This window comes from Paenibacillus sp. FSL R7-0331 (assembly GCF_000758645.1).
In the GTDB taxonomy this organism is placed as follows: domain Bacteria; phylum Bacillota; class Bacilli; order Paenibacillales; family Paenibacillaceae; genus Paenibacillus_AQ; species Paenibacillus_AQ camerounensis.
Window position 1 is genome coordinate 3,053,781 of sequence record NZ_CP009284.1, and the last position, 21,431, is coordinate 3,075,211.

Annotated in this window: 19 protein-coding genes; 15 read left to right on the forward strand and 4 right to left on the reverse strand. The window is 53.1% G+C overall.

From position 1 onward, the window contains the following. The first annotated feature begins 40 nt into the window (after window positions 1–40). From coaBC to spoVM, 11 genes are all read left to right on the forward strand, one after another. Entirely contained in the window at window positions 41–1,276 is a 1,236-nt protein-coding gene (gene coaBC, locus R70331_RS12645; RefSeq protein ID WP_042182599.1) for a bifunctional phosphopantothenoylcysteine decarboxylase/phosphopantothenate--cysteine ligase CoaBC, read from the forward strand. Then, window positions 1,276–3,807, forward strand: a complete 2,532-nt coding sequence (gene priA, locus R70331_RS12650; RefSeq protein ID WP_042175923.1) for a primosomal protein N' — start codon at window positions 1,276–1,278, stop codon at window positions 3,805–3,807. The genes coaBC and priA overlap by 1 nt, the downstream gene beginning before the upstream one ends. 63 nt (window positions 3,808–3,870) lie before the next feature. Continuing rightward, window positions 3,871–4,356: a peptide deformylase gene (gene def, locus R70331_RS12655; RefSeq protein WP_042175925.1), complete on the forward strand. Its 486-nt coding sequence runs from the start codon at window positions 3,871–3,873 to the stop codon at window positions 4,354–4,356. Between the two features lie 5 nt (window positions 4,357–4,361). Further along, window positions 4,362–5,300: a methionyl-tRNA formyltransferase gene (gene fmt, locus R70331_RS12660; RefSeq protein ID WP_042175927.1), complete on the forward strand. Its 939-nt coding sequence runs from the start codon at window positions 4,362–4,364 to the stop codon at window positions 5,298–5,300. Window positions 5,301–5,308: 8 nt separating this feature from the next. After that, on the forward strand, window positions 5,309–6,784 hold the full coding sequence (gene rsmB, locus R70331_RS12665; RefSeq protein ID WP_081947845.1) for a 16S rRNA (cytosine(967)-C(5))-methyltransferase RsmB: 1,476 nt from the start codon (window positions 5,309–5,311) through the stop codon (window positions 6,782–6,784). Window positions 6,785–7,034: 250 nt separating this feature from the next. After that, window positions 7,035–8,075, forward strand: coding sequence for a dual-specificity RNA methyltransferase RlmN (gene rlmN / locus R70331_RS12670; protein WP_042175930.1), 1,041 nt, complete (start codon window positions 7,035–7,037; stop codon window positions 8,073–8,075). Between the two features lie 6 nt (window positions 8,076–8,081). Further along, complete coding sequence (locus tag R70331_RS12675; RefSeq protein ID WP_042175932.1) at window positions 8,082–8,858, forward strand: Stp1/IreP family PP2C-type Ser/Thr phosphatase; 777 nt, start codon at window positions 8,082–8,084, stop codon at window positions 8,856–8,858. Beyond that, window positions 8,855–11,110, forward strand: coding sequence for a Stk1 family PASTA domain-containing Ser/Thr kinase (gene pknB, locus R70331_RS12680; RefSeq protein WP_042175935.1), 2,256 nt, complete (start codon window positions 8,855–8,857; stop codon window positions 11,108–11,110). Before R70331_RS12675 ends, pknB begins: the two co-directional genes overlap by 4 nt. 122 nt (window positions 11,111–11,232) lie before the next feature. Further along, a complete protein-coding gene (gene rsgA, locus R70331_RS12685; RefSeq protein WP_042175938.1) occupies window positions 11,233–12,138 on the forward strand; it encodes a ribosome small subunit-dependent GTPase A in 906 nt (301 codons plus the stop codon). Window positions 12,139–12,141: 3 nt separating this feature from the next. Further along, the gene (gene rpe, locus R70331_RS12690) at window positions 12,142–12,810 is read left to right on the forward strand and encodes a ribulose-phosphate 3-epimerase (protein ID WP_042175940.1); all 669 of its coding nucleotides are present in this window, start codon (window positions 12,142–12,144) and stop codon (window positions 12,808–12,810) included. A gap of 208 nt (window positions 12,811–13,018) precedes the next feature. Further along, window positions 13,019–13,099 (forward strand): stage V sporulation protein SpoVM, encoded by an 81-nt coding sequence (spoVM, locus tag R70331_RS12695; protein ID WP_020431362.1) that lies wholly within the window; start codon window positions 13,019–13,021, stop codon window positions 13,097–13,099. A gap of 106 nt (window positions 13,100–13,205) precedes the next feature. Here spoVM and rpmB read toward each other — a convergent pair whose 3' ends face one another. Next, a complete protein-coding gene (gene rpmB, locus R70331_RS12700) occupies window positions 13,206–13,394 on the reverse strand; it encodes a 50S ribosomal protein L28 (protein WP_042175942.1) in 189 nt (62 codons plus the stop codon). Between the two features lie 191 nt (window positions 13,395–13,585). Between rpmB and R70331_RS12705 the strand changes: the two genes are divergently transcribed. From R70331_RS12705 to R70331_RS12720, 4 genes are all read left to right on the forward strand, one after another. Next, window positions 13,586–15,361: a DAK2 domain-containing protein gene (locus tag R70331_RS12705; protein WP_042175945.1), complete on the forward strand. Its 1,776-nt coding sequence runs from the start codon at window positions 13,586–13,588 to the stop codon at window positions 15,359–15,361. A 28-nt stretch (window positions 15,362–15,389) separates the two neighbouring features. After that, window positions 15,390–16,250 (forward strand): DegV family protein, encoded by an 861-nt coding sequence (locus tag R70331_RS12710; RefSeq protein ID WP_042175948.1) that lies wholly within the window; start codon window positions 15,390–15,392, stop codon window positions 16,248–16,250. A 7-nt stretch (window positions 16,251–16,257) separates the two neighbouring features. Continuing rightward, on the forward strand, window positions 16,258–18,315 hold the full coding sequence (gene recG, locus R70331_RS12715; protein WP_042175950.1) for an ATP-dependent DNA helicase RecG: 2,058 nt from the start codon (window positions 16,258–16,260) through the stop codon (window positions 18,313–18,315). A gap of 65 nt (window positions 18,316–18,380) precedes the next feature. Beyond that, window positions 18,381–18,668, forward strand: coding sequence for a stage VI sporulation protein F (locus R70331_RS12720; RefSeq protein WP_042175953.1), 288 nt, complete (start codon window positions 18,381–18,383; stop codon window positions 18,666–18,668). Between the two features lie 102 nt (window positions 18,669–18,770). Here R70331_RS12720 and R70331_RS12725 read toward each other — a convergent pair whose 3' ends face one another. The 3 genes from R70331_RS12725 to R70331_RS12735 form a co-directional block, all read right to left on the reverse strand. After that, window positions 18,771–19,643 carry a YitT family protein gene (locus R70331_RS12725; protein WP_042175954.1) on the reverse strand — a complete coding sequence of 291 codons (873 nt, stop codon included), beginning with the start codon at window positions 19,641–19,643 and terminating at the stop codon, window positions 18,771–18,773. 71 nt (window positions 19,644–19,714) lie between these two features. Further along, window positions 19,715–20,098, reverse strand: a complete 384-nt coding sequence (locus R70331_RS12730; protein WP_042175957.1) for a hypothetical protein — start codon at window positions 20,096–20,098, stop codon at window positions 19,715–19,717. 354 nt (window positions 20,099–20,452) lie between these two features. After that, on the reverse strand, window positions 20,453–21,388 hold the full coding sequence (locus tag R70331_RS12735; RefSeq protein ID WP_042175960.1) for a C40 family peptidase: 936 nt from the start codon (window positions 21,386–21,388) through the stop codon (window positions 20,453–20,455). Window positions 21,389–21,431: the final 43 nt, after the last annotated feature.

Below are 21,431 nucleotides of genomic sequence, written 5' to 3' on the forward strand. Positions count from 1 at the left end.
TTCATTTGAGCCTGATGACAGGCTTGGAACAGGGGGGATTATGTTGAACAGCTTAACAGGCAAAACTATTATCCTTGGTGTTACAGGGGGCATTGCTGCCTACAAAGCAGCAGCCTTGACCAGCAAGCTGGCCCAAAAGGGGGCGGAGGTTCATGTTATTATGACAGCTTCGGCTAAGCAGTTTATAACCGAGCTGACTTTTCAGTCGCTGTCCAAGCAGCGGGTTTACAGTGACACCTTTCAGGAGCGTGACCCCGCTTCTATCTCTCATATTGATCTGGCCGGTTCAGCGGATCTGGTGCTGATTGCCCCGGCAACAGCCAATATTATCGCCAAAATGGCACACGGTATGGCAGATGATATGCTGTCCACTACCCTGCTTGCGACGACTGCGCCTGTCATGGTTGCTCCGGCAATGAATGTCCACATGTACCAGCATCCGGCTGTGATCAGTAATATGAATACTCTTGCTTCACGCGGCGTGCAGTTTATTGAACCCGGTGAGGGGCTGCTGGCCTGCGGATATGTGGGCAAAGGCAGACTGGAAGAGCCCGAATCTATCATCCGTGTGGTCGAGAATTACTTCAACATTCAGGCTGTTAAAGCTAAAGGTCCCCTAAGCGGCAAGAAAGTGATAGTTACGGCAGGCGGCACGGTCGAACGTATTGATCCGGTCCGGTACATTTCCAATGATTCTTCCGGGAAAATGGGTTTTGCCATCGCCCGGGCCGCCCGGGCGATGGGGGCTGAAGTTACCCTGATTGCCGCCCGGACGGATGAAGCGCCGCCGCAGGACCCGGACATCAGCTTGGTCCGGGTTGAGTCTGCCCAGTCAATGCTGGATGCGGTTGTCAGCCGCTGGAACAGCTGCGACATTCTTGTTAAAGCGGCAGCTGTAGCAGATTACCGTCCCAAGCACAGTGCAGAGGCAAAGATTAAAAAAAGCGGGGATACCATGACGCTTGAGCTGGTTAAGACAACCGACATCCTGGAGAGTCTGGGTAAAGTGAAGGACAGACAGTTCCTCATCGGCTTTGCCGCCGAAACAGGCAATGCTGAATTCTATGCCAAGGACAAGCTGGTCCGCAAAAATCTCGATTTGATCGTTGCTAATGATGTATCCAAGGACGGAGCCGGCTTCGGTACGGACACCAATATCGTATCCATCTATGATGCGGACGGGCTGGTGCTGGATATTCCGCTTAGCTCCAAGGATGAGGTGGCACGCCGGCTGCTGAGTCTTGCGGCTGAGCGGATATCGGGAGTCCCGTTATAATGGAAATAGCGAAGGTCATTGTCGATGTTCCTGTGCGCAGCACCGACCGGCCGTTCGATTATCTGATTCCTGACGCGCTTAAGCTGTGGATTGAAGTGGGCAGCCGGGTAGCTGTTCCCTTCGGCCACCGGACGGTTCAGGGCTTTGTAGTATCCCTGGAATCCGGCGAGACCGGAGCTGGCTCCAGACTCAAGCCTATCCAGGAAGTGCTGGATCTGCTGCCGCCTTTGTCGCCTGAGCTCGTTGAGCTTGGCGACTGGATGAGCCAGCGGTATGCCTGCAGGCGTATTTCGGCTCTGCAGGCTATGCTGCCTACCGCGCTGAAGGGCAAGGCTGAACGTCTCATCTCGTTAGGTGAGGGGGCTGAAGCTGCGGTTAACGCGGAGGATGAGCTGTTTCCGCTGTTTCTGGAGGAGGATCTGGAGGAGCGGACAATTATTGATTTTGTCAGACAGGCTGGCGAAGTGACCATGAAGCAGCTGACCCGCAGCTTCCCCGGAGCAGCGGAGACGGTAAAATTCATGCTGCGCCGTGGCGTACTTACCGAAAGCCAGTCAATCAAGGACAAAATGGGCAAGAAAAAGCTGAAGGCGGTTGACCTGGCGATCGGGCTGTCTGCAGCCCGGGAATCTCTAAACAGCTTCCCGGCTCGTTCAGTCCGTCAGAAAGACGTCCTGTCTTATCTGATCGAAATGGAGCAGACACTGCCGATGCCGCTCAAGGATTTACTGGCGGTTTTGCAGGTTACCGCAGGCACGGTCAAGGCACTTGAAGAAAAGGGCTACATTGAAATAAGTGAAATTGAAGTTTACCGCGATCCCTACCAGGGCCGCGACTTCAAGCCGAGCGCGCCTCTGCCGCTTACACCGGAGCAGCAGCAGGTTTTCACACGGATAGCCCGGACGGTGGATGAGCAGCAGCATGAGGTCTTTCTGCTGCACGGCGTAACCGGAAGCGGCAAGACGGAGATTTATCTGCAGTGCATCCAGCGGGCAGTGGACCAGGGCAGACAGGCGGTGGTGCTGGTGCCTGAAATTGCACTCACCCCGCAGATGGTGGAACGGTTCAAGGGCCGGTTCGGCAGCGGTGTCGCTGTCATGCACAGCCGTCTCTCCGTCGGTGAACGCTACGACGAATGGCGCAAGATCCGTGAAGGAAAAGCGACGGTAGCGGTGGGTGCGCGCTCTGCGGTATTTGCCCCATTTGCCAGCCTTGGCCTGATTATCATGGATGAAGAGCATGAATCCTCTTATAAGCAGGAGGAGAATCCAAAGTACCATGCCCGTGATGTAGCGGTCCGCAGGGCTGAGCAAGCCGGTGCGGCGGTAATACTGGGCTCGGCCACTCCTTCGCTGGAGAGCTATCATGCGGCCAGGTCGCAGAGTGACATCCACTTCTCACCGGTGCTGCTGGAGATGCCGACCAGGGCGCTGGGCAATGCCTTGCCGAAGGTGCATGTCGTCGATATGCGCGATGAGCTGAAGGAAGGGAACCGCTCTATGTTCAGCCGCAGGCTGCATGCTGCACTGGAGAGCAGGCTGGAGAAGGGGGAGCAGACGGTTTTGCTACTGAACCGCCGGGGCTTCTCCACCTTTGTCATGTGCCGGAGCTGCGGTTACGTTGCTACGTGTCCGGAATGCGACATTTCACTCACCTATCACAGCCGCAGCGACAATCTGCGCTGTCACTACTGCGGCCATGCAGAGCCCTCGCCGAAGGTCTGTCCCGATTGCGGCAGTGAGCATATCCGCTTCTTCGGTACCGGAACCCAGCGGGTAGAGGAAGAGCTGGGCAAGCTTTTCCCAGGTATTCGAGTCATACGAATGGACGTGGATACAACTACAGAGAAGGGCTCGCATGAAAAGCTCCTCAACCAGTTCAGGGACAAAAAAGCCGACGTCCTGCTGGGTACGCAGATGGTAGCCAAGGGGCTTGATTTCCCGGATGTTACCCTTGTGGGTGTTATCACTGCCGACTCTGCCCTGAATCTGCCTGATTTCCGGGCCGGAGAGAAGACATTTCAGCTGCTGACACAGGTAGCCGGGCGTGCCGGAAGACATCAGCTTCCAGGGGAAGTGGTGGTGCAGTCGTATACGCCGGAGCATTACTCGATCGTACATGCCAGCGGACATGACTATGCTTCCTTTGTCCGCGATGAGCTGAAGCACCGCAGGACCCTGCATTATCCGCCGTACTGCAGGCTGATTCTTGTCACTCTCTCGCATGAGCAGCTTCCGCTGCTGCTGAAGATGGCAGAGAACTATGCGCTGAATCTGCAGGGGCGGGCCAGACAGCTGCGCTGGTTCGCCAGCCTGGACAAGCTGTCTGCGGATGCGCTTGACCTGCTTGGTCCGGTCGCTTCCCCGCTGCCCAAGCTGAAGAGCAGATACCGGTTCCAGTGTATTATTAAATGGCGCGGAGCCATCGATGCCATCGGACTGGCCCGCCAGATTGCCGAGGAGCTTGAAGATTCGGTAAGAGATAACAATCTGCAGATCAGTATTGACGTGGATCCGCAGATGTTGATGTAGCTCTAAGGCGTGATACAATATAGAGAATTATAGAACGTTCAGAACAAGGATGGTGTACGTGTAATGGCAATCAGATTAATTGTTAAAGAACCGGATGAGGTATTGCACAAAACAGCAAAAGAAGTAACCAAAGTAACCCCGAATGTCCAGAAGCTGCTGGATGATATGGCGGATACCATGTACGATGCAGAGGGCGTTGGCCTTGCCGCGCCGCAGGTGGGAATCCTCAAGCGCCTGATCGTTGTAGATGCTGATGAAGAGCACGGGCTAATCAAAATGATCAATCCGGAAATCGTAAGCACGGAAGGTGAACAGTTTGGTCCGGAAGGCTGCCTGAGCATTCCCGGCTTGAACGGAGATGTCCGCAGAGCCGAGACAGTAACCGTGCGCGGGCTTGACCGCGAAGGCAATGAGATCACGATTACTGGAAGCGGGTTGCTGGCTCGTGCGTTCCTCCATGAAATCGATCATCTCAACGGGGTTCTTTTTACTGATATCGCAGAGAAGGTCTATGAATATACAGCTGAGCACAGCGAGTCCGGGGAGTGAGCGGAATGAAGATTGTTTTTATGGGTACTCCGGCATTCGCTGTCCCTTCGCTGAAAATGCTGGTTGAGGAAGGTTATGAAGTGGTTGCTGTTGTTACTCAGCCGGACCGGCCTCAGGGCCGCAAGAAGACACTCATGCCTACTCCGGTAAAAGAAGCGGCACTGGCGCTGGGGCTTCCAGTACTGCAGCCGGAACGGCTTCGCCGTCCGGAGGCGGTGGCAGAGCTGGCGGGGTATGCGCCGGATCTTATCGTTACCGCTGCCTACGGGCAGATTCTGCCGAAGAGTGTCCTTGATTTGCCGCCAAACGGCTGCGTCAATGTCCATGGCTCTCTGCTGCCGAAATACCGGGGCGGCGCACCGATTCAGCGCTGCATTATCAACGGTGAAAAGGTTACCGGCGTAACCCTGATGTACATGGCTGAAGGGCTGGATACCGGTGACATGATATCACGCGTCGAGGTGCCGATCGGTGATGAGGATACAGCAGGCGATCTGTTTGACAAGCTCAGTACAGCCGGACGTGATCTGCTGAAGTCGGAAATGCCGCGGCTGGCTGAAGGCCGTGTAGACGCAGTGAAGCAGGATGACAATGAAGCGACCTACGCTCCGAACCTTAGCCGTGACGACGAACGGATCGACTGGACTGCCGGCTCACTTGACATATTCAACCGGATCCGGGGGCTGGTGCCTTTCTCCGGCGCATTTACGCTCTGGAACGGTGAAACCTTCAAGGTGTGGGCAGCCGTTAAACCGGAGGCCGCTAAACAGGCGGCATCCAAAGCGCCGGGGACCGTGCTGGCCGTCAATGAGCGTGGTGTGGAGGTGAGCACCGGTGACGGTTCACTGCTGCTGACCTCTGTGCAGCCTGCCGGTAAAAAAGCAATGAGTGCCGCTGATTTCAGCCGCGGTGCGGTTATGAGCCCGGGGACGGTGCTCGGTTGAGCGCGGGCATGAACGGCTCCGGCCGCAACGGACAGCGCCCCGGTTCCAAATCAGGAGCTGCCAAGCCGCAGAATTATGGTGCTGCACAAGGCCGGACAGCTGACGGCAGAGGGGCAGACAGAAACAGCCGCCCGCCGGCTTCAGCCCGCGTTGTGGCACTGGATGTGCTGGTCAGGGTCGAGCAGGAAGGGGCATACAGCAACCTGCTGCTGAACAGCAGCCTGCAGAAGTCCGGTCTCAGCCGCGAAGACACCGGACTGGCAACGGAGCTGGTATACGGTACCCTTTCCCGTCTTATTACCCTGGATTACGTTCTGGATGATTTCGTTAGCAAAGGTATTGCCAAGCTGACCCCATGGGTGCGCAGCCTGCTGCGTCTGAGCTTGTATCAGATCATGTATCTGGACCGTATTCCGCCGCATGCCGCTGTTAACGAGGCTGTCAATATTGCCAAGAAGCGCGGCCATCAGGGGATTTCCGGAATGGTGAATGGAGTGCTGCGGAGCGTGCTGCGTGCCGGTGAGCTGCCGGTGCTGAAGAAGGGTCTCAGCGAAGCGCAGCGGATCTCGATTCTCTATTCGCACCCGCTCTGGATGGTTGAACGCTGGGAGGCTGAGTACGGGATTGCTGCTGCTGAGGCGATGTGTTCTGCCAATAATGAACCCCCGGCTGTCAGCGTCCGGGTGAATACGACAATGATCAGCAGAGACAAGCTGCTGGAGCAGATGCTGGAAGCCGGACTGAATGCGTCTCCCTCCAGCCTGAGCCCCTACGGCATTGTCGTCAAGGGAGCAGGCAATCTTGCATTATCCAGCTGGTACAAGGACGGATATCTGTCAGTGCAGGATGAGAGCTCCATGCTGGTTGCCGAAGCTGTTGCTCCGGAGCCTGGCATGAGAGTGCTTGACTGCTGTGCTGCCCCGGGAGGTAAAAGCGCCCATATGGGTGAGCTGATGAAGGATGACGGCTATATCTACGCCAATGATCTGCACGCCCACAAGGCAAGGCTGATCTCGGAGCAGGCTGGCCGTCTTGGCTTGGACTGCATTACAACAGGACATGCGGATGCGCTGAAGCTTGCAGATGAACTGACTGCTGAATCCTTTGACCGCGTGCTGCTGGATGCCCCCTGCTCGGGGCTCGGCGTTATCCGCCGCAAGCCGGATCTGAAGTGGCGTAAGCAGCCTGAGGATGTGGATAGCATTGCCGGTCTGCAGAGTGAACTGCTGCAGGCCGTCTCCGCCCTGGTGAAGCCTGGCGGAGTGCTGGTTTACAGTACTTGCACAACTGAACAGGCTGAGAACAGCGCGATTGTCGCTGCTTTTCTGGAGCGTAATCCGGACTTCGTACCGGTCAGCTTCAGCTCGCCGGTCTGGGAACGGACGAAGGATACGGCACTGGCTGCAGGAGAAGGAATTCAGCTGCTGCCGCAGCATTACGGCAGCGACGGATTTTATATCGCACGGCTGCAGAGACTCTTGTAAATAGCGGATTTCCGGAAGATTGACAGAGGTCCCGCCCGCAGATTCTGGTGCGTGGCGGGCTTTTCTTTTACCGTCTCTGAATTTTGTGTTAAAATAGGAAGAATGAGAAATAATACGCATATTCTCTGGTAGACCGTTCATATCGTCCTTGTAAGGGGCGGTATTCGTTTTGCGTTAAAACCTCAGCTTGTTGACAGCCGTACATTCAAAAGTGTTTTATAATTTTATGAAAGAACAGGTGCTAATTACAATGAAACCTTTAATATATGATTTTACTCTCGAAGAGTTGCAGCAGTGGGCCAAAGACAACGGAGAGCCGGCTTTCCGCGGGGGACAGATTTTTGACTGGCTGTATGTAAAGCGGGTTAATGATTTTGAGGCGATGAGCAATCTGTCCAAGGGGCTGCGCGCCAAACTGGACGAACAGTTCAGAATGAATGCCCTGACCGAAATCACCAAGCTGGAATCCAAAGACGGCACAGTGAAATTCCTGTTTGGACTGCATGACGATCATGCAATCGAAACAGTTATTATGAAACACAACTACGGCAACAGCGTATGTGTAACAACACAGGTAGGCTGCCGGATCGGCTGTACCTTCTGCGCCTCTACACTGGGCGGGCTGAAGCGCGATCTGACTGCGGGTGAAATTGTGGCCCAGGTCGTGCGTTCCCAGCAGATTCTGGATGGCCGCGGTGAACGTGTCAGCAGTATTGTAATCATGGGTACCGGTGAGCCGTTCGAGAATTACGATGCGACCATGAGATTCCTTCGTCTGATGATTCATGAGAAGGGCCTGAACATCGGCCAGCGTCATATCACTGTCTCGACCAGCGGAATTGTGCCTAATATCTATAAGTTTGCCGATGAGGACACCCAGATTAATCTGGCGATATCGATCCATGCGCCTAATGACACACTGCGTTCCAAGCTGATGCCGGTTAACCGCCGTTACCCGTTTGACGATGTGATTGAATCCCTTCGTTACTACCAGGCTAAGACAGGCCGCCGCATCAGTTTTGAATATGCGCTTATCGGAGGGGTCAATGACCAGCCGGAGCATGCCAAGGAGCTGGCCGGTGTCCTCAAGACGATGCTCTGCCATGTGAATCTTATTCCGGTTAACCATGTTCCTGAGCGTAAGTATGTAAGAACTTCCCGCAATGATATCTTTGAATTTCAGCGTATTCTGGCTGACCAGGGCGTGAACGTAACGATCCGCCGTGAGCAGGGCCATGATATTGCGGCCGCATGCGGACAACTGCGTGCCAAACATATGGAGTTGGGGTGAGGATATTTGATCAGAACAGTTCATGCCAGTGATGTCGGACGGGTCCGCAGCGTTAATGAGGACTCGGTCTGGATCGGCGCTACGCGCCACGGTTATACTCTGGGCATCATTGCCGATGGTATGGGGGGGCATTTGGCAGGGGATACGGCAAGTAAGCTTGCGCTAGAGACTATGCGCAGCAAGCTGGACAGCCTGCCTCCTGACCGGAAGGACGGGGAGCTGTGTGAAGCTCTGTCCGACGCGATTATTGAAGCCAACCGTACGGTATTTATTGAGTCTTCCCGTGATGAGAAATACCATAACATGGGGACTACTGTCGTTGCGGCATTGCTTAACGGCCCTGAAGGCTACATCGGCCATATCGGAGACAGCAGAGCCTATTTAATCAAAGATAATGCCGCAATTCAGTTAACCGAGGATCATACACTGGTCAATGAGCTGTTCAAGAATGGTCAGATCAGCCTGGAGGAGCTAGGCAGCCATCCCCGCCGCAATGTACTGATCAGGGCGCTGGGAACCGATGCCGAGGTAAAGGCGGATATGGCTCCGGTCAGTCTTGCTCCCGGAGAGCTGCTGCTGCTGTGCAGCGACGGACTGAGCAATTTTGTCAGCCAGGAGCATCTGGGCAAGGTTGCCGGTATTCATGAGATTCCTTTAGAGGAAAGAGCGGACCGCTTACTTCAGCTGGCTTTGCTTGCCGGTGGCGGTGATAATATCAGCGTCGCTATGCTAGAACATCAAGGAGAGGCCGCTGTGCCCGAGACAAAGGAGTGGAACAGATGATCGGTCACGAATTGGGCGGCCGTTACCAAGTCATCGAACGGGTCGGGGCAGGCGGCATGGCGCTCGTATACAGAGCCCATGATATCCTGCTTAACCGGAACGTCGCCATTAAAGTATTGAGAAACCAGTTTGTGCATGATGAGGAGTTCATCCGCCGTTTCCGGCGAGAGGCGCAGTCAGCCGCTTCCCTATCGCACCCTAACGTAGTCAGCATCTATGATGTGGGCCAGGAAGAAGATGTCCATTATATCGTAATGGAGTATATAGAGGGCAAGAATCTCAACGAGATTATTAAGGAACGGGCACCGCTTCAGGTCGATGAAGCCATTCGGATTGCTTCTCAGATCTGCGATGCGCTGGATCATGCCCATCAGAGCCAGATTATTCACCGTGATATCAAGCCTCATAATATTCTGATCGGGCGTAACGGGCGGGTCAAGGTTACAGATTTCGGGATTGCCCGTGCGGTAACCTCAACTACCATTACCCAGACCGGCTCAGTAGTCGGCTCAGTGCATTATTTTTCACCGGAGCATGCCAAAGGGGTAACAACCGGAGAGAAATCTGACCTGTACTCCCTGGGCATTGTGCTCTACCAGATGTTAACCGGTGTGCTGCCTTTTTTGGGTGAAAGCCCGATCAGCGTAGCGCTTAAGCATCTGCAGGAGGAATTTGAAGAGCCGCGTGTACTGAACCCGCTGATTCCGCAAAGTGTAGAAAATGTAATTCTGCGTTCCATGCGCAAGAATCCGGATGAGCGTTATCAGTCCGCCAAGCAGATGCTCCAGGATCTGGAGACCTGCCTGCTGCCTGAACGGCGCAGCGAGACCAAAGCATCTTTCCATGACGACGATGACGAGGACAGGACACGTATTATACCTGCAATCAAGCCAATCCAGCATACCTTAAGCAGCCGCAGCAGCGGCGGAGGTGATGAACGGATGCGCCGGATCGAGGATGAGGAGGATGTTCCGCCTGTGGCCTCGGGCTCCAAGAAGCGGAAATGGGGTATGCCGGCACTGTGGATCGGCTTAACGCTGCTCCTGCTGATTGCAATGGGCAGTGTGGCCTGGTATGTGAGGTCCCAGCTCGTAGTGCCTGAAGTTACAGTACCTAATGTAACGAATCAGTCCCTTGAAATTGCTACGGCTATGCTGGATGAAATCGGCCTTGTCGTGGAGGAGCCGGTTGTGCAGCAGTACAACCCTAACTATGATGAAAATGTCGTCTGGGAACAGAGTAAGAAGGAAGGCACCGTGGTTAAAGAGGGGACGCATATCATCCTTACAGTAAGCACGGCCAAGCCAACCTCCAATATTCCCAAGCTGACCGGAGGAACCTATGATGATGCCGTAAAAGCACTGATTGCACAAGGTGTGGAGCAAAGCCGGATCAGCCAGGACCCGCGGTTCAGCGAGGAGTTTGCGGAAGGCCAGGTTATCGGCTCTGATCCGGCAGAAGGCAGTGAGTATGATCCGGAAACAGCGTCGATTGTCATATTTGTCAGCAAAGGCAAAGAAAGCAAGCCGATGCCTGATCTGACAGGCAAAACACAAAATGAAGCCAAAGCCATGCTTGAAGACATCGGACTCGTGCTGGACGAGGTCAATGAAGATACGAGCTATTCCGTTGAAGCAGGGAAAATCACCAAACAGTGGCCTTATGAACAGGGTGATCTGGTATCACCGGGAGATAAGATCTCTGTCTCGGTAAGCACCGGATACCCGCCGGAAGCATTGAATTATACGTTTAATGTACCGGTGGCACCGTCCAGTGACGGCAAGCAGACCAAGATCCGCATCGTATATTCTGATGCCCGAAATGAAGGAGAACCCCAGGAATGGGGGACTCGTACTATTGCCAAAAGCCAGGTGCTGTCTGTGAATCTGGTACTAGCCCCTAATAAGGATGGTGCAGTCTCCATCTATCAGGACGGGGAATACATTGAAGCCTTTGAGGTGCGCTATTCGGATGCGAAGAACGGAACGGTACAGCAGCCTGAACCGCCGGCTACACAGACACCGGAGCCGACACCAGTGCCTACACAGGCACCGCCGGAGCCGACTATTGAGCCGGAAATTCTGCCGCCGGATTCCGAGGGCGGAGAGAATGCGGGTGATGTTGACCAGACCGGATTTCTGACGGAAGAAGCGGTCCAGGCTAAGTCTAACGGTAACGGTAATGGTAAAGGCAACGGCAACGGCAACGGCAACGGCAACGGCAATAATAAAGACAAGAGCAAAGTCCATTAACAGAGATAAGCTGCCCCATTCCGTGTACTTATACGGGATGGCGGGTACAGCGGCGCGATGACCCGGCTCGAACCTGAGCTTGGGTCTTTTGCGCAAAATCAGGAGAGGAAGGCTCAACATGTATGCCAGAAGGAATAATTGTTAAAGCACTGAGCGGTTATTATTATGTCAAGCCGCTGCGGGACGGATTCATTGCTACAGAAGAAGAGGCAGTACAGTGCCGTGGACGGGGAATTCTCAAGAAAAAAGGAACATCGCCGCTGGTAGGCGACCGCATTATGTACATTCTGACCGAAAATGGTGAGGGCATGGTTGATGAAGTCCTCCCCCGTGAATCGGAGCTGATCCGTCCGCCGGTTGCCAATGTCAAACTGGCTGTGCTGCTGTTCTCTGTGCGTGAGCCGGATATGAACCTCAATTTACTGGATAAATTTCTGGTACATATCGAGCACTCCGGCCTGGAGCCGCTGATTGTGCTGACCAAGCAGGACCTGGCTGATGATGAAGGCGAGGCTACCGCTCAGGTCAAAGAAATGTATGAGAAGATCGGTTACGAGGTGATGGTTACCAGTTCTCTTAACGGCTCGGGCAGTGAAGAGCTGCGGGCAAGGCTGGCCGGTTCAATCAGTGTGTTCTCCGGACAGTCAGGTGTAGGCAAATCCACCCTGCTCAACCGGCTTGTGCCCAGCCTTGAACTGGAGACGGGTGAAATCAGCATGCGGCTGGGCCGCGGCCGCCATACAACCCGTCATGTTGAGCTGATCGATATCGGGGGCGGGGGCTTTGTAGCGGATACGCCGGGCTTCAGCCAGCTGGATTTTCTTCAGCTCGGGGTAGAGGAGCTGTCGGTCTGCTTCCGTGAATTCGCCTCCTATGCGGAGAACTGTAAATTCCGCGGCTGCAGCCACCTGCACGAGCCGGGCTGCAAGGTTAAGGAGGCCTGGGAGGCAGGAGAGATCGCTGACAGCCGGTATGAGCATTACAAGCTTTTCTTTAATGAGATGAAGGACAAGAAACGGAGGTACTAACTTATGATCTTACTAGCCCCATCCATCTTATCAGCTGATTTCGCTGCGCTTGGCGCTGAGGTTGCCATTGCTGAAGCAAGCGGCGGAGACTGGATACATGTAGATGTAATGGACGGACACTTTGTACCGAATATTACACTCGGCCCTCCGATTGTCAAAGCTGTAAAGGCTCATACATCATTACCGCTTGATGTTCATTTGATGATTGAGAACCCCGAACGTTACATTGCTGATTTTGCCGCTGCGGGCGCAGCTGTAATTACTGTACATGCCGAGGCGTGTGTACATCTTCACCGTGTCATTCATCAGATTAAAGAGCTGGGTCTGATGGCCGGAGTCGCCATTAATCCGGGGACTCCGGCTTCTGCAGTACGTGAGGTTCTGGAGGATGTGGATATGGTACTGGTAATGACGGTGAATCCCGGCTTTGGCGGACAGGCCTTTATTCCGAATACCCTGCGTAAAATCAGGCAGATCCGTGAATGGGCGGCTGAAATCAACCACCATAAACTTCGGATCGAGGTAGACGGCGGGATAGCAGAGAATACGGCCGGACTGGTGGCTGAGGCAGGCGCAGATGTGCTGGTTGCCGGTAACGCTGTATTTGGGCGTACTGACCGTGCAGCCGCCATACAGGCTATCAGAGAAGCTGCAGAAGCAGGTATCCGTTAAAAGGCCTTGGCGAACAGGCATTAAGGGGATTAACGGATTAAGGTTATAGGCCAAGTTGTGGCCGCATAAATATGGTTACATGAGCAGAAATCTCATGTAGCCTTTTTTTGTACTTCAAGGGAGGTCTGCAACTCGACAGGGTTATATGAGGGTTACGAAATCCGGGTAGTCTCCTACCGTACGGCAACAATTGATGGGAGGGTTAATGATGAAATTTTACACGTTTAAACTGCCAAGATTTTTGGGAGGCTTTGTTAAGGCGATCTTGAACACGTTTCAGAAGAGCTGAGTCTATAACAGAACAGAAAACATGAAAAAAAGCACCTTACAAATGTAAAGGGTGCTTTTTGCTTCATTCATATGAAATATCGCCAAATCCCGGAAAAATTCCAAGACTAAACGCGTTCAACTTTACCGGCTTTCAAAGCACGGGTGCTGACGTACACGCGTTTCGGTTTGCCGTTCACAAGAATGCGGACCTTCTGAACGTTAACTCCCCAAGAACGACGGTTGCGGTTGTTTGCGTGAGACACGTGGTTACCGCTGCCTGGCTTCTTGCCTGTTACAGTACATGTGCGGGACATAGATTACACCTCCTTGTTACTTACACCTGCATAAAACAATACTTAAATATAATATCACAGCAAAATTTGCTACGTCAACTGATTCAAAAACATTTATTTCTTTTAGCTCTTATAGTACAATATAAATTAGTGCATTATGTCCAGTTGATCATAGAATTGATTAGGCATGAAGTTAGGAAGGGGAATTCTCATTGAGTAAGCGTTCTATAAACGGAGCAGATTTTACCGCAATGGTTCTGGCCGGCGCGGAAAAGCTGCAGCAGCATGCAGAGCACGTCAATTCGTTAAATGTATTTCCGGTACCGGATGGAGATACAGGAACCAATATGAATCTGACGATGACCGCAGGTGCGAACGAATTGAAAAAGAATAATACCGCCTCAGTCGGTCAATGTGCAGGAGTACTCTCCAAAGGCCTGTTGATGGGCGCACGGGGGAACTCCGGCGTTATTTTGTCACAGCTGTTCAGAGGTCTTGGACGCTACGCCGCCCAATATGATGAGCTGAACACGCAGCAGTTCGCAGCAGCGCTGCAGACCGGTGTGGATACAGCCTACAAAGCAGTGGTCAAGCCTGTAGAAGGCACCATTCTTACCGTTGCCAAAGAAGCAGCCAGACATGCCGTATATTTTGCACGCCGTACTACTGATGTTACGGAGCTGATGACGGAAGTACTGGCCAAAGCCAAGGAAGCGCTCGCGAATACGCCTGAGCTGCTGCCGGTCCTGAAGCAGGTTGGAGTGGTAGATTCCGGCGGCCAGGGTCTCGTCTACATCTATGAAGGCTTCTATGAATATCTGACAAGCGGCAGTACCTCTGTACAGAGCGCTGTGCAGGGACAAGCTCCTGCGTCTGCTGCAGTGCAGGCGCCTGTGCTGACCAAGCCTGTCAATCCGCCTTCATCTGTGCAGTCTTCTGCCCAATCCCAGCTTCATACGGAAGATATTGAATTTTTATATGATATGGAGTTCTTCATTAACCGCCAGCTTGGCGGCACCGGAGCAAAATTTGATGAAGAAAAATTCCGGAAAGCGTTATCAGTGAACGGTGATTCAATCATTGTCATTTCTGATGATGAGACCATCAAGGTTCATGTACATTCGAAGACACCTGGTGATGTGCTTAATCTGGCACTTCTCTATGGGGAAATCACCCAGATTCACATCCTGAACATGCGTGAGCAGCACCGTGATCTGCTGACGGCGGGAATGGATATTGCGCCTATGCCTGAGCTGTTTGCCGAGATTCCGAAGGAACACAGTTCCGTGCAGGCACCGGCGGTACCTCCGGCCGATGATCTGGCGCCTTACGGCTTCATTGCAGTATCATCGGGAGACGGCATTTCCGAAATCTTCAAAAGCCTTGGCGTCGATGTCGTGCTTGCCGGCGGACAGACGATGAATCCGAGCACTGAGGATTTTGTCAACGCAATTTCTTCGATTTCTGCAAAACATGTATATCTGCTACCAAATAACTCTAACATTGTGCTTGCGGCACAGCAGGCCAAAGAGCTGCTTGAAGGTGAGCGCGAGGTTACAGTCATTCCAAGCAAGAGCATCCCGCAGGGAATTGCCGCAGCTTTTGCCTTCCAGGAAGAGGATGCGGTGGAGTCCAATACGGAAAGTATGCTGGGAGCTATCTCGCAGGTGAAGTCCGGCCAGGTGACCAATGCAGTCCGCGATACCGTTATTGAAGAGCTGGAGATCAAATCCGGACAATATATCGGGATTTCCAACTCTAAGATTGTAGCGGCATCCGACGACCTGCTGGCTGCCAGCCAGGCATTGCTGGATACGATGCTGGAGAACGGCGATGAGATTGTTACCATTTTGACCGGCTCTGAAGCTGATGCAGGCATTACTGAGTCGCTTGGCAGCTGGCTGGAGGAGACTTATCCGCAGGTGGAAGTAGAAGTGCACGAAGGCGGGCAGCCGCTATACTACTATCTCTTCTCTGTTGAGCCTTAGGTAAAATTATAGTTTGGGGAGGAAATCCATGAATCGTACGGTTATTGTCACAGACAGCACATCAGATATCCCGCCGGCACTGGCGGAGAAGTACGGCATTGAGGTCGTGCCGCTCACGCTAATGTTCGGCGAACAAGCTTTCCGGGATAATCTGGATATGACACCGGAGCAATTCTATGAGCGTCTTCCCCGCTCACAGCAGTTGCCAACAACCTCACAGCCTTCACCGGTTGAATATATGAACGTGTACCGCAGCATTCTGGAGCGTTATCCGGACAGTCCGATTCTTTCCTTCCATATTTCTTCCGGGCTGAGCGGAACCTATCAGTCTGCTGTACTGGCTAAGTCCATGCTCGAAGAAGAAGGGGAAGCTATTACTGTAGTGGACTCCTTATCCGCTTCTTACGGCTTCGGGTTCATGGTTGTAGCTGCAGGCCGGATGGCTGCTGAAGGTAAAGGGCCTGCGGAGATACTGGAAGCGGCAGAGAAGCTGCGTCAGTCCCGCAAGCTGTACTTCCTGGTCGATACGCTGGAATACCTGCAAAAGGGCGGCAGAATTGGCAAAGCGTCCGCTATTCTGGGGACGCTCCTGAATATTAAACCGATTCTTTCTATTGACGCCGAAGGGATCATCTACGCTGTAGAAAAGGTCAGAGGCCGTAAAAAAGCGGTAGCCCGCATGATCGAGCTGTTCAAAAACGATCTGCCGGGTGTGAATAAAATCAACGTGGCCGTGGGTCATACGGCAGAACCGGCTTACGGCGAAGAATTTCTGAATGAATTGGCCGGTCACTTTACTCTTGAGGAGAAGGTGTTGACCAACATCGGTCCGGTCGTAGGCAGCCATGTCGGCAACGGAACTTTAGCCGTGTTCATTTGGCCCGCGTAAATAGGGGATGAATAAGCTGCTATCACTTGATCAAATTGAAGTCAAACAAATAACTGGCGTGAGCGCTCAAAAGCAAGGCGAGCTTCACGCCTTTGGCGTCTTTACAGTTAAGGATTTATTGGAATATTATCCGTTCCGCTATGAGGATTTTCGGCCCAAGTCGCTGAGTGAGGTTAAGCATGGCGAAAAAGCAACCCTAATAGCCAAAGTAATCGGGATTCCGGTGCTGCAGCGGTTCGGGGGCAAATCCCGTATAAGCTGTAAGCTGGTAGCAGAACCCTGGATGTTCACGGCCACATGGTTTAATCAGCCTTATGTCCGTGATCAGCTGACCGCAGGCCGTGAGGTTATGATCTCCGGTAAATGGGACCAGAAGCGCAGTCAGATCACAGTGTCGAATTATGAATTTCCGGACCGTGGTGAGGGCAAGACAGGCACTCTGCAGCCGGTCTATTCGGTTGGGGGTAAGATCACCCAGACCTGGCTGCGTAAGGTCATCAATCAGGGTCTGCAGCAGTTCGGCGAGCTGATTCCGGAGATTCTGCCGCAGGTTATTATGCGGAAATATGATTTTATGCCGCGCAAAAAAGCCATCGCGACGATTCACCAGCCGGAGGACACCCGTGAAGGCCAGCAGGGAAGGCGCCGTATGGTGTATGAGGAGCTGTTTTTGTTCCAGCTTAAGGTGCAGGCGTTCCGGGTGCTTAATCAGGGAAGAATGGATGGAGTCCGGCATACTGTTGACAATGCGACTGTACGCCAGTTCGTACGGAGTCTGCCGTTTGAGCTCACAGATGCCCAGAAGCATGTGGAGCTGGAGATTCTGCAGGATATGCGTTCATCCTCCTGCATGAACCGGCTGCTGCAGGGGGATGTGGGCTCGGGCAAGACAGTGCTCGCCGCCATTGCCCTCTATGCCTCCGTTAAATCAGGATTTCAAGGTGCGCTGATGGTGCCGACCGAAATCCTTGCCGAGCAGCATATGCGCTCTCTGACCAGGATGCTTGAGCCTTTCGGCATTACCGTCGGGCTCCTGACCGGCAGTGTCAACGGCCGTAAACGCAAGGAACTGCTGGCCTCAGTGCAGATGGGAATGATTGATATTGTGGTGGGTACGCATGCCCTGATCCAGGAGGATGTATTCTTTCGTGCGCTGGGCATGGTCGTAACGGATGAGCAGCACCGCTTCGGCGTCAACCAGCGCAGCATACTGCGCCGTAAAGGCTATAATCCGGATGTGCTGACCATGACGGCTACACCGATCCCGCGTACGCTGGCCATAACAGTATTCGGGGATATGGATGTATCCACACTGTCAGAGCGCCCTAAAGGCCGTGTGCCGATTACGACTTATTGGGTTAAGCATGATCTGATGGAGCGGGTACTTAAGCTGGTGAACCGTGAGGTTGATCAGGGCAGACAGGCTTATCTGATCTGTCCGCTGATTGAGGAGTCGGAAAAGCTTGATGTACAGAATGCCATTGATCTGCATGTACAGATGTCCCAGGCATTCCCTGATTATGCAGTAGGTCTGCTGCACGGCAGGATGACACCGGCGGAGAAGGACGAAGTGATGCGCGCCTTTTACAGCAACGAAATCCAGCTGCTGATCTCAACAACCGTTGTCGAGGTTGGCGTGGACGTTCCCAATGCAACGCTCATGATTATTATGGATGCTGACCGGTTCGGCTTGTCCCAGCTGCACCAGCTGCGCGGCCGGGTTGGACGCGGCCAGCATGCCTCTTATTGTGTACTGGTGGCCGATCCAAAATCCGAAATCGGCCGGGAACGGATGACGGCAATGACGGATACCGATGACGGGTTCGAGATATCGCGCCGTGATCTAGAGCTGCGCGGGCCAGGTGATTTCTTTGGAACCAAGCAGAGCGGGCTGCCTGAATTCCGGCTGGCGGATATGACCGCTGATTTCGAGGTGCTGGAGCAGGCCCGCGATGATGCGGCTATGCTGCTGAAGGACACCACCTTCTGGACTTCAGCAGATTATGCGCCGCTGCGCAGTTATCTCCAGGCCGAACAGATATTCCAGGGGGAAGTCATCGATTAATAGGCACATGCGGCAGTCTGCCAACATATACTGTGAATGATTGGATATGACGGGAGGTGCTGCAATTGGGATATCAGCAATACGGAATCAGTCCCCAGCTGGTGGACCGCATCAAGCTGAAGATGAAGAATACGGCAGTGAAGGACCGGATCAAGAACTTGATTACCGGCGTTTCCAAGCAGGAGCTGCAGGATACCGCTGTGGTGCGCAGGCTTGTACGGAATGCCGCCGCAGTGCTGAACGAGAAGCTGACCGGTGCGCAGGAGGATCAGATCGTTAAATTCGTCATTGCCCAGAAGATTGATCCGAACAATACCTTTCACCTTATCCGCCTGTGGGGAATGTTCCGCTGAGCCGGGAGGGAGCCGGGATATCCAGGGACAACAAAAAGACGTTTCCGCAAACTACTGCGGGAACGTCTTTTTGTCAATTCAAAACCAAACCTGGCTTAGGACTTAGCTGATTTTGCGGCGCACCCAATCAGCCAGGCTGTCCGGCTGATTGCTGGCTACGGTAATCTTGCTGTCCTGGTCGCAGGAACGGACGATGGAGGTAAGCGCATCTTCCTCCAGCCTGCTGGCCAGACAGAACAGCACACCGGGCTGACCTTCCTTAGTGCCGGGCTGGATCAGCTTGACATCCCGCTTAAGGGATAGCTGCAGAGCTTTGCGGATTTCCTCATAGCGGCTGCTGGTAATCCAGACCGCCCTGGAGCGCGAAAGACCGCGAAGGGAGAAGCGGACACCCTCAAAGGCAAGCAGATAAGCAATAATACTATACATCGCCTGATCCCAGCCGAACAGCATGCCTCCGGCAAGCAGGATGCCGCAGTTGAACAGCATGATGACAACTTCGGCTGATTTGGGCGGCCCCCCGTCAGATAACAGGAAACCCTGCTCTCTAACATTTCCGGAAAGTCCGCCTGTACGGATCATGATCCCGATTCCCAGACCAAGGCAGAGTCCTCCGGCAATTGCCGCAATTAACGGATCTGTGGATACTGCCGGGAAATGATGTAATGCCAGCGATCCGGCTGTGAGGCAGAACAGGCCGAGTAAGGTATAAAGTGCAAAACGCAGGTTAATCTGCCGCCGGGAGAGCAGAATAAACGGCAGATTAAATAAGAAGAGAAACAGGCCGAGCCGCATTTCAGTAAGGTGGGCCAAGAGTGCTGACAAGCCGGCGATACCGCCAAGCACGAGCTTATGAGGCATCAGGAACAGCTCAAGTCCGACTGCTGCCAGCAAGCCGCCGCATATCACACAGAGAATACGGATAAGCTTAGTCCGACCGGAAGCAGAAATTTTGTGTTCTATAGGTTGATTCATCCAGGGGTTCCTCCTTCGGCAGGGAAACTGTATTGTATGCCGCCGGGGCGGCGGGAGCAGTAAAGTTAGTGTTAAGAGGCTGTCTGACTGTTGGATGAACTGTATTGTTTTATGAAATTAGACGTATATTTAAGCGGCCGGAGCAGCAGGCGTTTCAAACGGTTATAGAAGAGCGGATACAGCAGGACGAAGCATACAGCCGGCTCAGTCTCCTGAGTGACAGACAAAGGGTTTCCATGATGAACACTACGCAGAATCGGTACAGACTTCGGAACAGGCGCATGCATCCAGGCAGGCTGTGTCACTTTGTGCTCATAGCGTTCTATGTGCGGATACTGCTCAGGCTCGGCATTACTGAATGCGCCTATGGAGGCTGTGAGCGTCATGAGCAGCAGAAGCGGAACAAGTGCTGCACGCAACCAGAATGTAAGCGGTTTATCCGCCGGATATGCCATTATGAAAACACCTCCTTACTGTATCTTATAATGTAAGCATAGCATATGTTTCGCGGCAGAACCAATTAATGAACCCGCTGCACAGCCGAAAATATGCCGGAATAAAGAAAAACGAAGAGGAAGGAGGAGGATTTTAAAGAAATGTAGGCTTTATAATAATTTTTTTAACCCAGACGTGCTTAATTGGCGTAAGATTGAATGATTACAGGCTTGTTACCGCTGGGAAAAATATGGCTTACGGATAACGATACGGACGGCCATATTACTGTTAAGAAGGTCAAAAAGAGCGGAACAGCCGACAACCCGGCTAACCGCTCTTTCTTTTTGAGGCGATGGGTACGGTTAATCAGGTGCTTAAAGGACTCGCTGCATGTGCAATATAACATTATGCCAATAACCGGAATCTAGCTCGCTGATCTGCACACCGGGCTCTCCCCAGGTATGGATGAACTTGCCGCTGCCGATATAGATGCCCACATGTCCAGGGATAGCGTCGCTCTCAAAACGTCCGGGAACGGTAAAGAAGATCAAATCACCTGTCTTAAGGTCATCACGGTTAACTCGCCGTCCGATATTATCCTGGTCACGGGCCAGGCGGGGCAGGTCCACGCCGAATTTTTTAAATACATGGCGGGTAAAGGAGGAGCAGTCAAATTTTTTGGTCTCCTCATAGGAGCCGGCTCCGAAGTCGTAAGGGACACCAAGGAATTTTTTGGCGTATGATACAAGCTCACCTGTGTCTACATCAGATGCGCTTTGGATCCGAAGTGTATTCGGAGTACCCTGGCCGGATGCGATGCCATTCACGGCACCCTTGTCCTTATCAGTCGGAGGTGCGATATTGATCTCGCCGGATGCCGGATTCCAGCCCACCTCAGTCTGCAGCAGCTTGGATAAAGCTGTAGGTGTAATGTAGATCTGGCCGTTACGGCGGATAGGGGCATCGGGAAGAGTTACTTTGTCTCCAAGTGAAAATACCTGAGCGGAATCCGGCTTCAGCATGTACATCACATCGGTATAACCGATTTTGGCATATCCCCCGCTTGTGCTGTCATCCTTCACCCGGTAACCGAGGGCGGCTGCAGCCGGTTTGAGCGGTATCCAGAACTTGCCCTGGTTGTCGGTAACGTAGGATTTCTCATAGTAGCTGCCGGCAAAGGAGCCGGATGGGGTAATGGAGTTTGCTTTTGGCTTTTGGTCCTGCTGGTAATATCCACAGGCGCTGCTGGTTAAGGTTAGGGCAAGGATCGCTGCTGCTGCCGCTGATTTTTTGTGTAAAGTTATCTTCATATGTCACGCTCCATCTATTCGAACTGTAGCTTCATTTTGTGCA

What these genes read in the sequence shown, in the direction of transcription:
- recG (WP_042175950.1), top strand. Translation starts at nt 16,258, where the DNA reads ATGAATAAGCTGCTATCACTTGATCAAATTGAAGTCAAACAAATAACT.
- def (WP_042175925.1), top strand. Translation starts at nt 3,871, where the DNA reads ATGGCAATCAGATTAATTGTTAAAGAACCGGATGAGGTATTGCACAAA.
- fmt (WP_042175927.1), top strand. Translation starts at nt 4,362, where the DNA reads ATGAAGATTGTTTTTATGGGTACTCCGGCATTCGCTGTCCCTTCGCTG.
- R70331_RS12710 (WP_042175948.1), top strand. Translation starts at nt 15,390, where the DNA reads ATGAATCGTACGGTTATTGTCACAGACAGCACATCAGATATCCCGCCG.
- rpe (WP_042175940.1), top strand. Translation starts at nt 12,142, where the DNA reads ATGATCTTACTAGCCCCATCCATCTTATCAGCTGATTTCGCTGCGCTT.
- priA (WP_042175923.1), top strand. Translation starts at nt 1,276, where the DNA reads ATGGAAATAGCGAAGGTCATTGTCGATGTTCCTGTGCGCAGCACCGAC.
- rsgA (WP_042175938.1), top strand. Translation starts at nt 11,233, where the DNA reads ATGCCAGAAGGAATAATTGTTAAAGCACTGAGCGGTTATTATTATGTC.
- pknB (WP_042175935.1), top strand. Translation starts at nt 8,855, where the DNA reads ATGATCGGTCACGAATTGGGCGGCCGTTACCAAGTCATCGAACGGGTC.
- R70331_RS12725 (WP_042175954.1), bottom strand. Translation starts at nt 19,643, where the DNA reads ATGAATCAACCTATAGAACACAAAATTTCTGCTTCCGGTCGGACTAAG.
- R70331_RS12730 (WP_042175957.1), bottom strand. Translation starts at nt 20,098, where the DNA reads ATGGCATATCCGGCGGATAAACCGCTTACATTCTGGTTGCGTGCAGCA.
- spoVM (WP_020431362.1), top strand. Translation starts at nt 13,019, where the DNA reads ATGAAATTTTACACGTTTAAACTGCCAAGATTTTTGGGAGGCTTTGTT.
- coaBC (WP_042182599.1), top strand. Translation starts at nt 41, where the DNA reads ATGTTGAACAGCTTAACAGGCAAAACTATTATCCTTGGTGTTACAGGG.
- rpmB (WP_042175942.1), bottom strand. Translation starts at nt 13,394, where the DNA reads ATGTCCCGCACATGTACTGTAACAGGCAAGAAGCCAGGCAGCGGTAAC.
- rlmN (WP_042175930.1), top strand. Translation starts at nt 7,035, where the DNA reads ATGAAACCTTTAATATATGATTTTACTCTCGAAGAGTTGCAGCAGTGG.
- R70331_RS12735 (WP_042175960.1), bottom strand. Translation starts at nt 21,388, where the DNA reads ATGAAGATAACTTTACACAAAAAATCAGCGGCAGCAGCAGCGATCCTT.
- rsmB (WP_081947845.1), top strand. Translation starts at nt 5,309, where the DNA reads ATGAACGGCTCCGGCCGCAACGGACAGCGCCCCGGTTCCAAATCAGGA.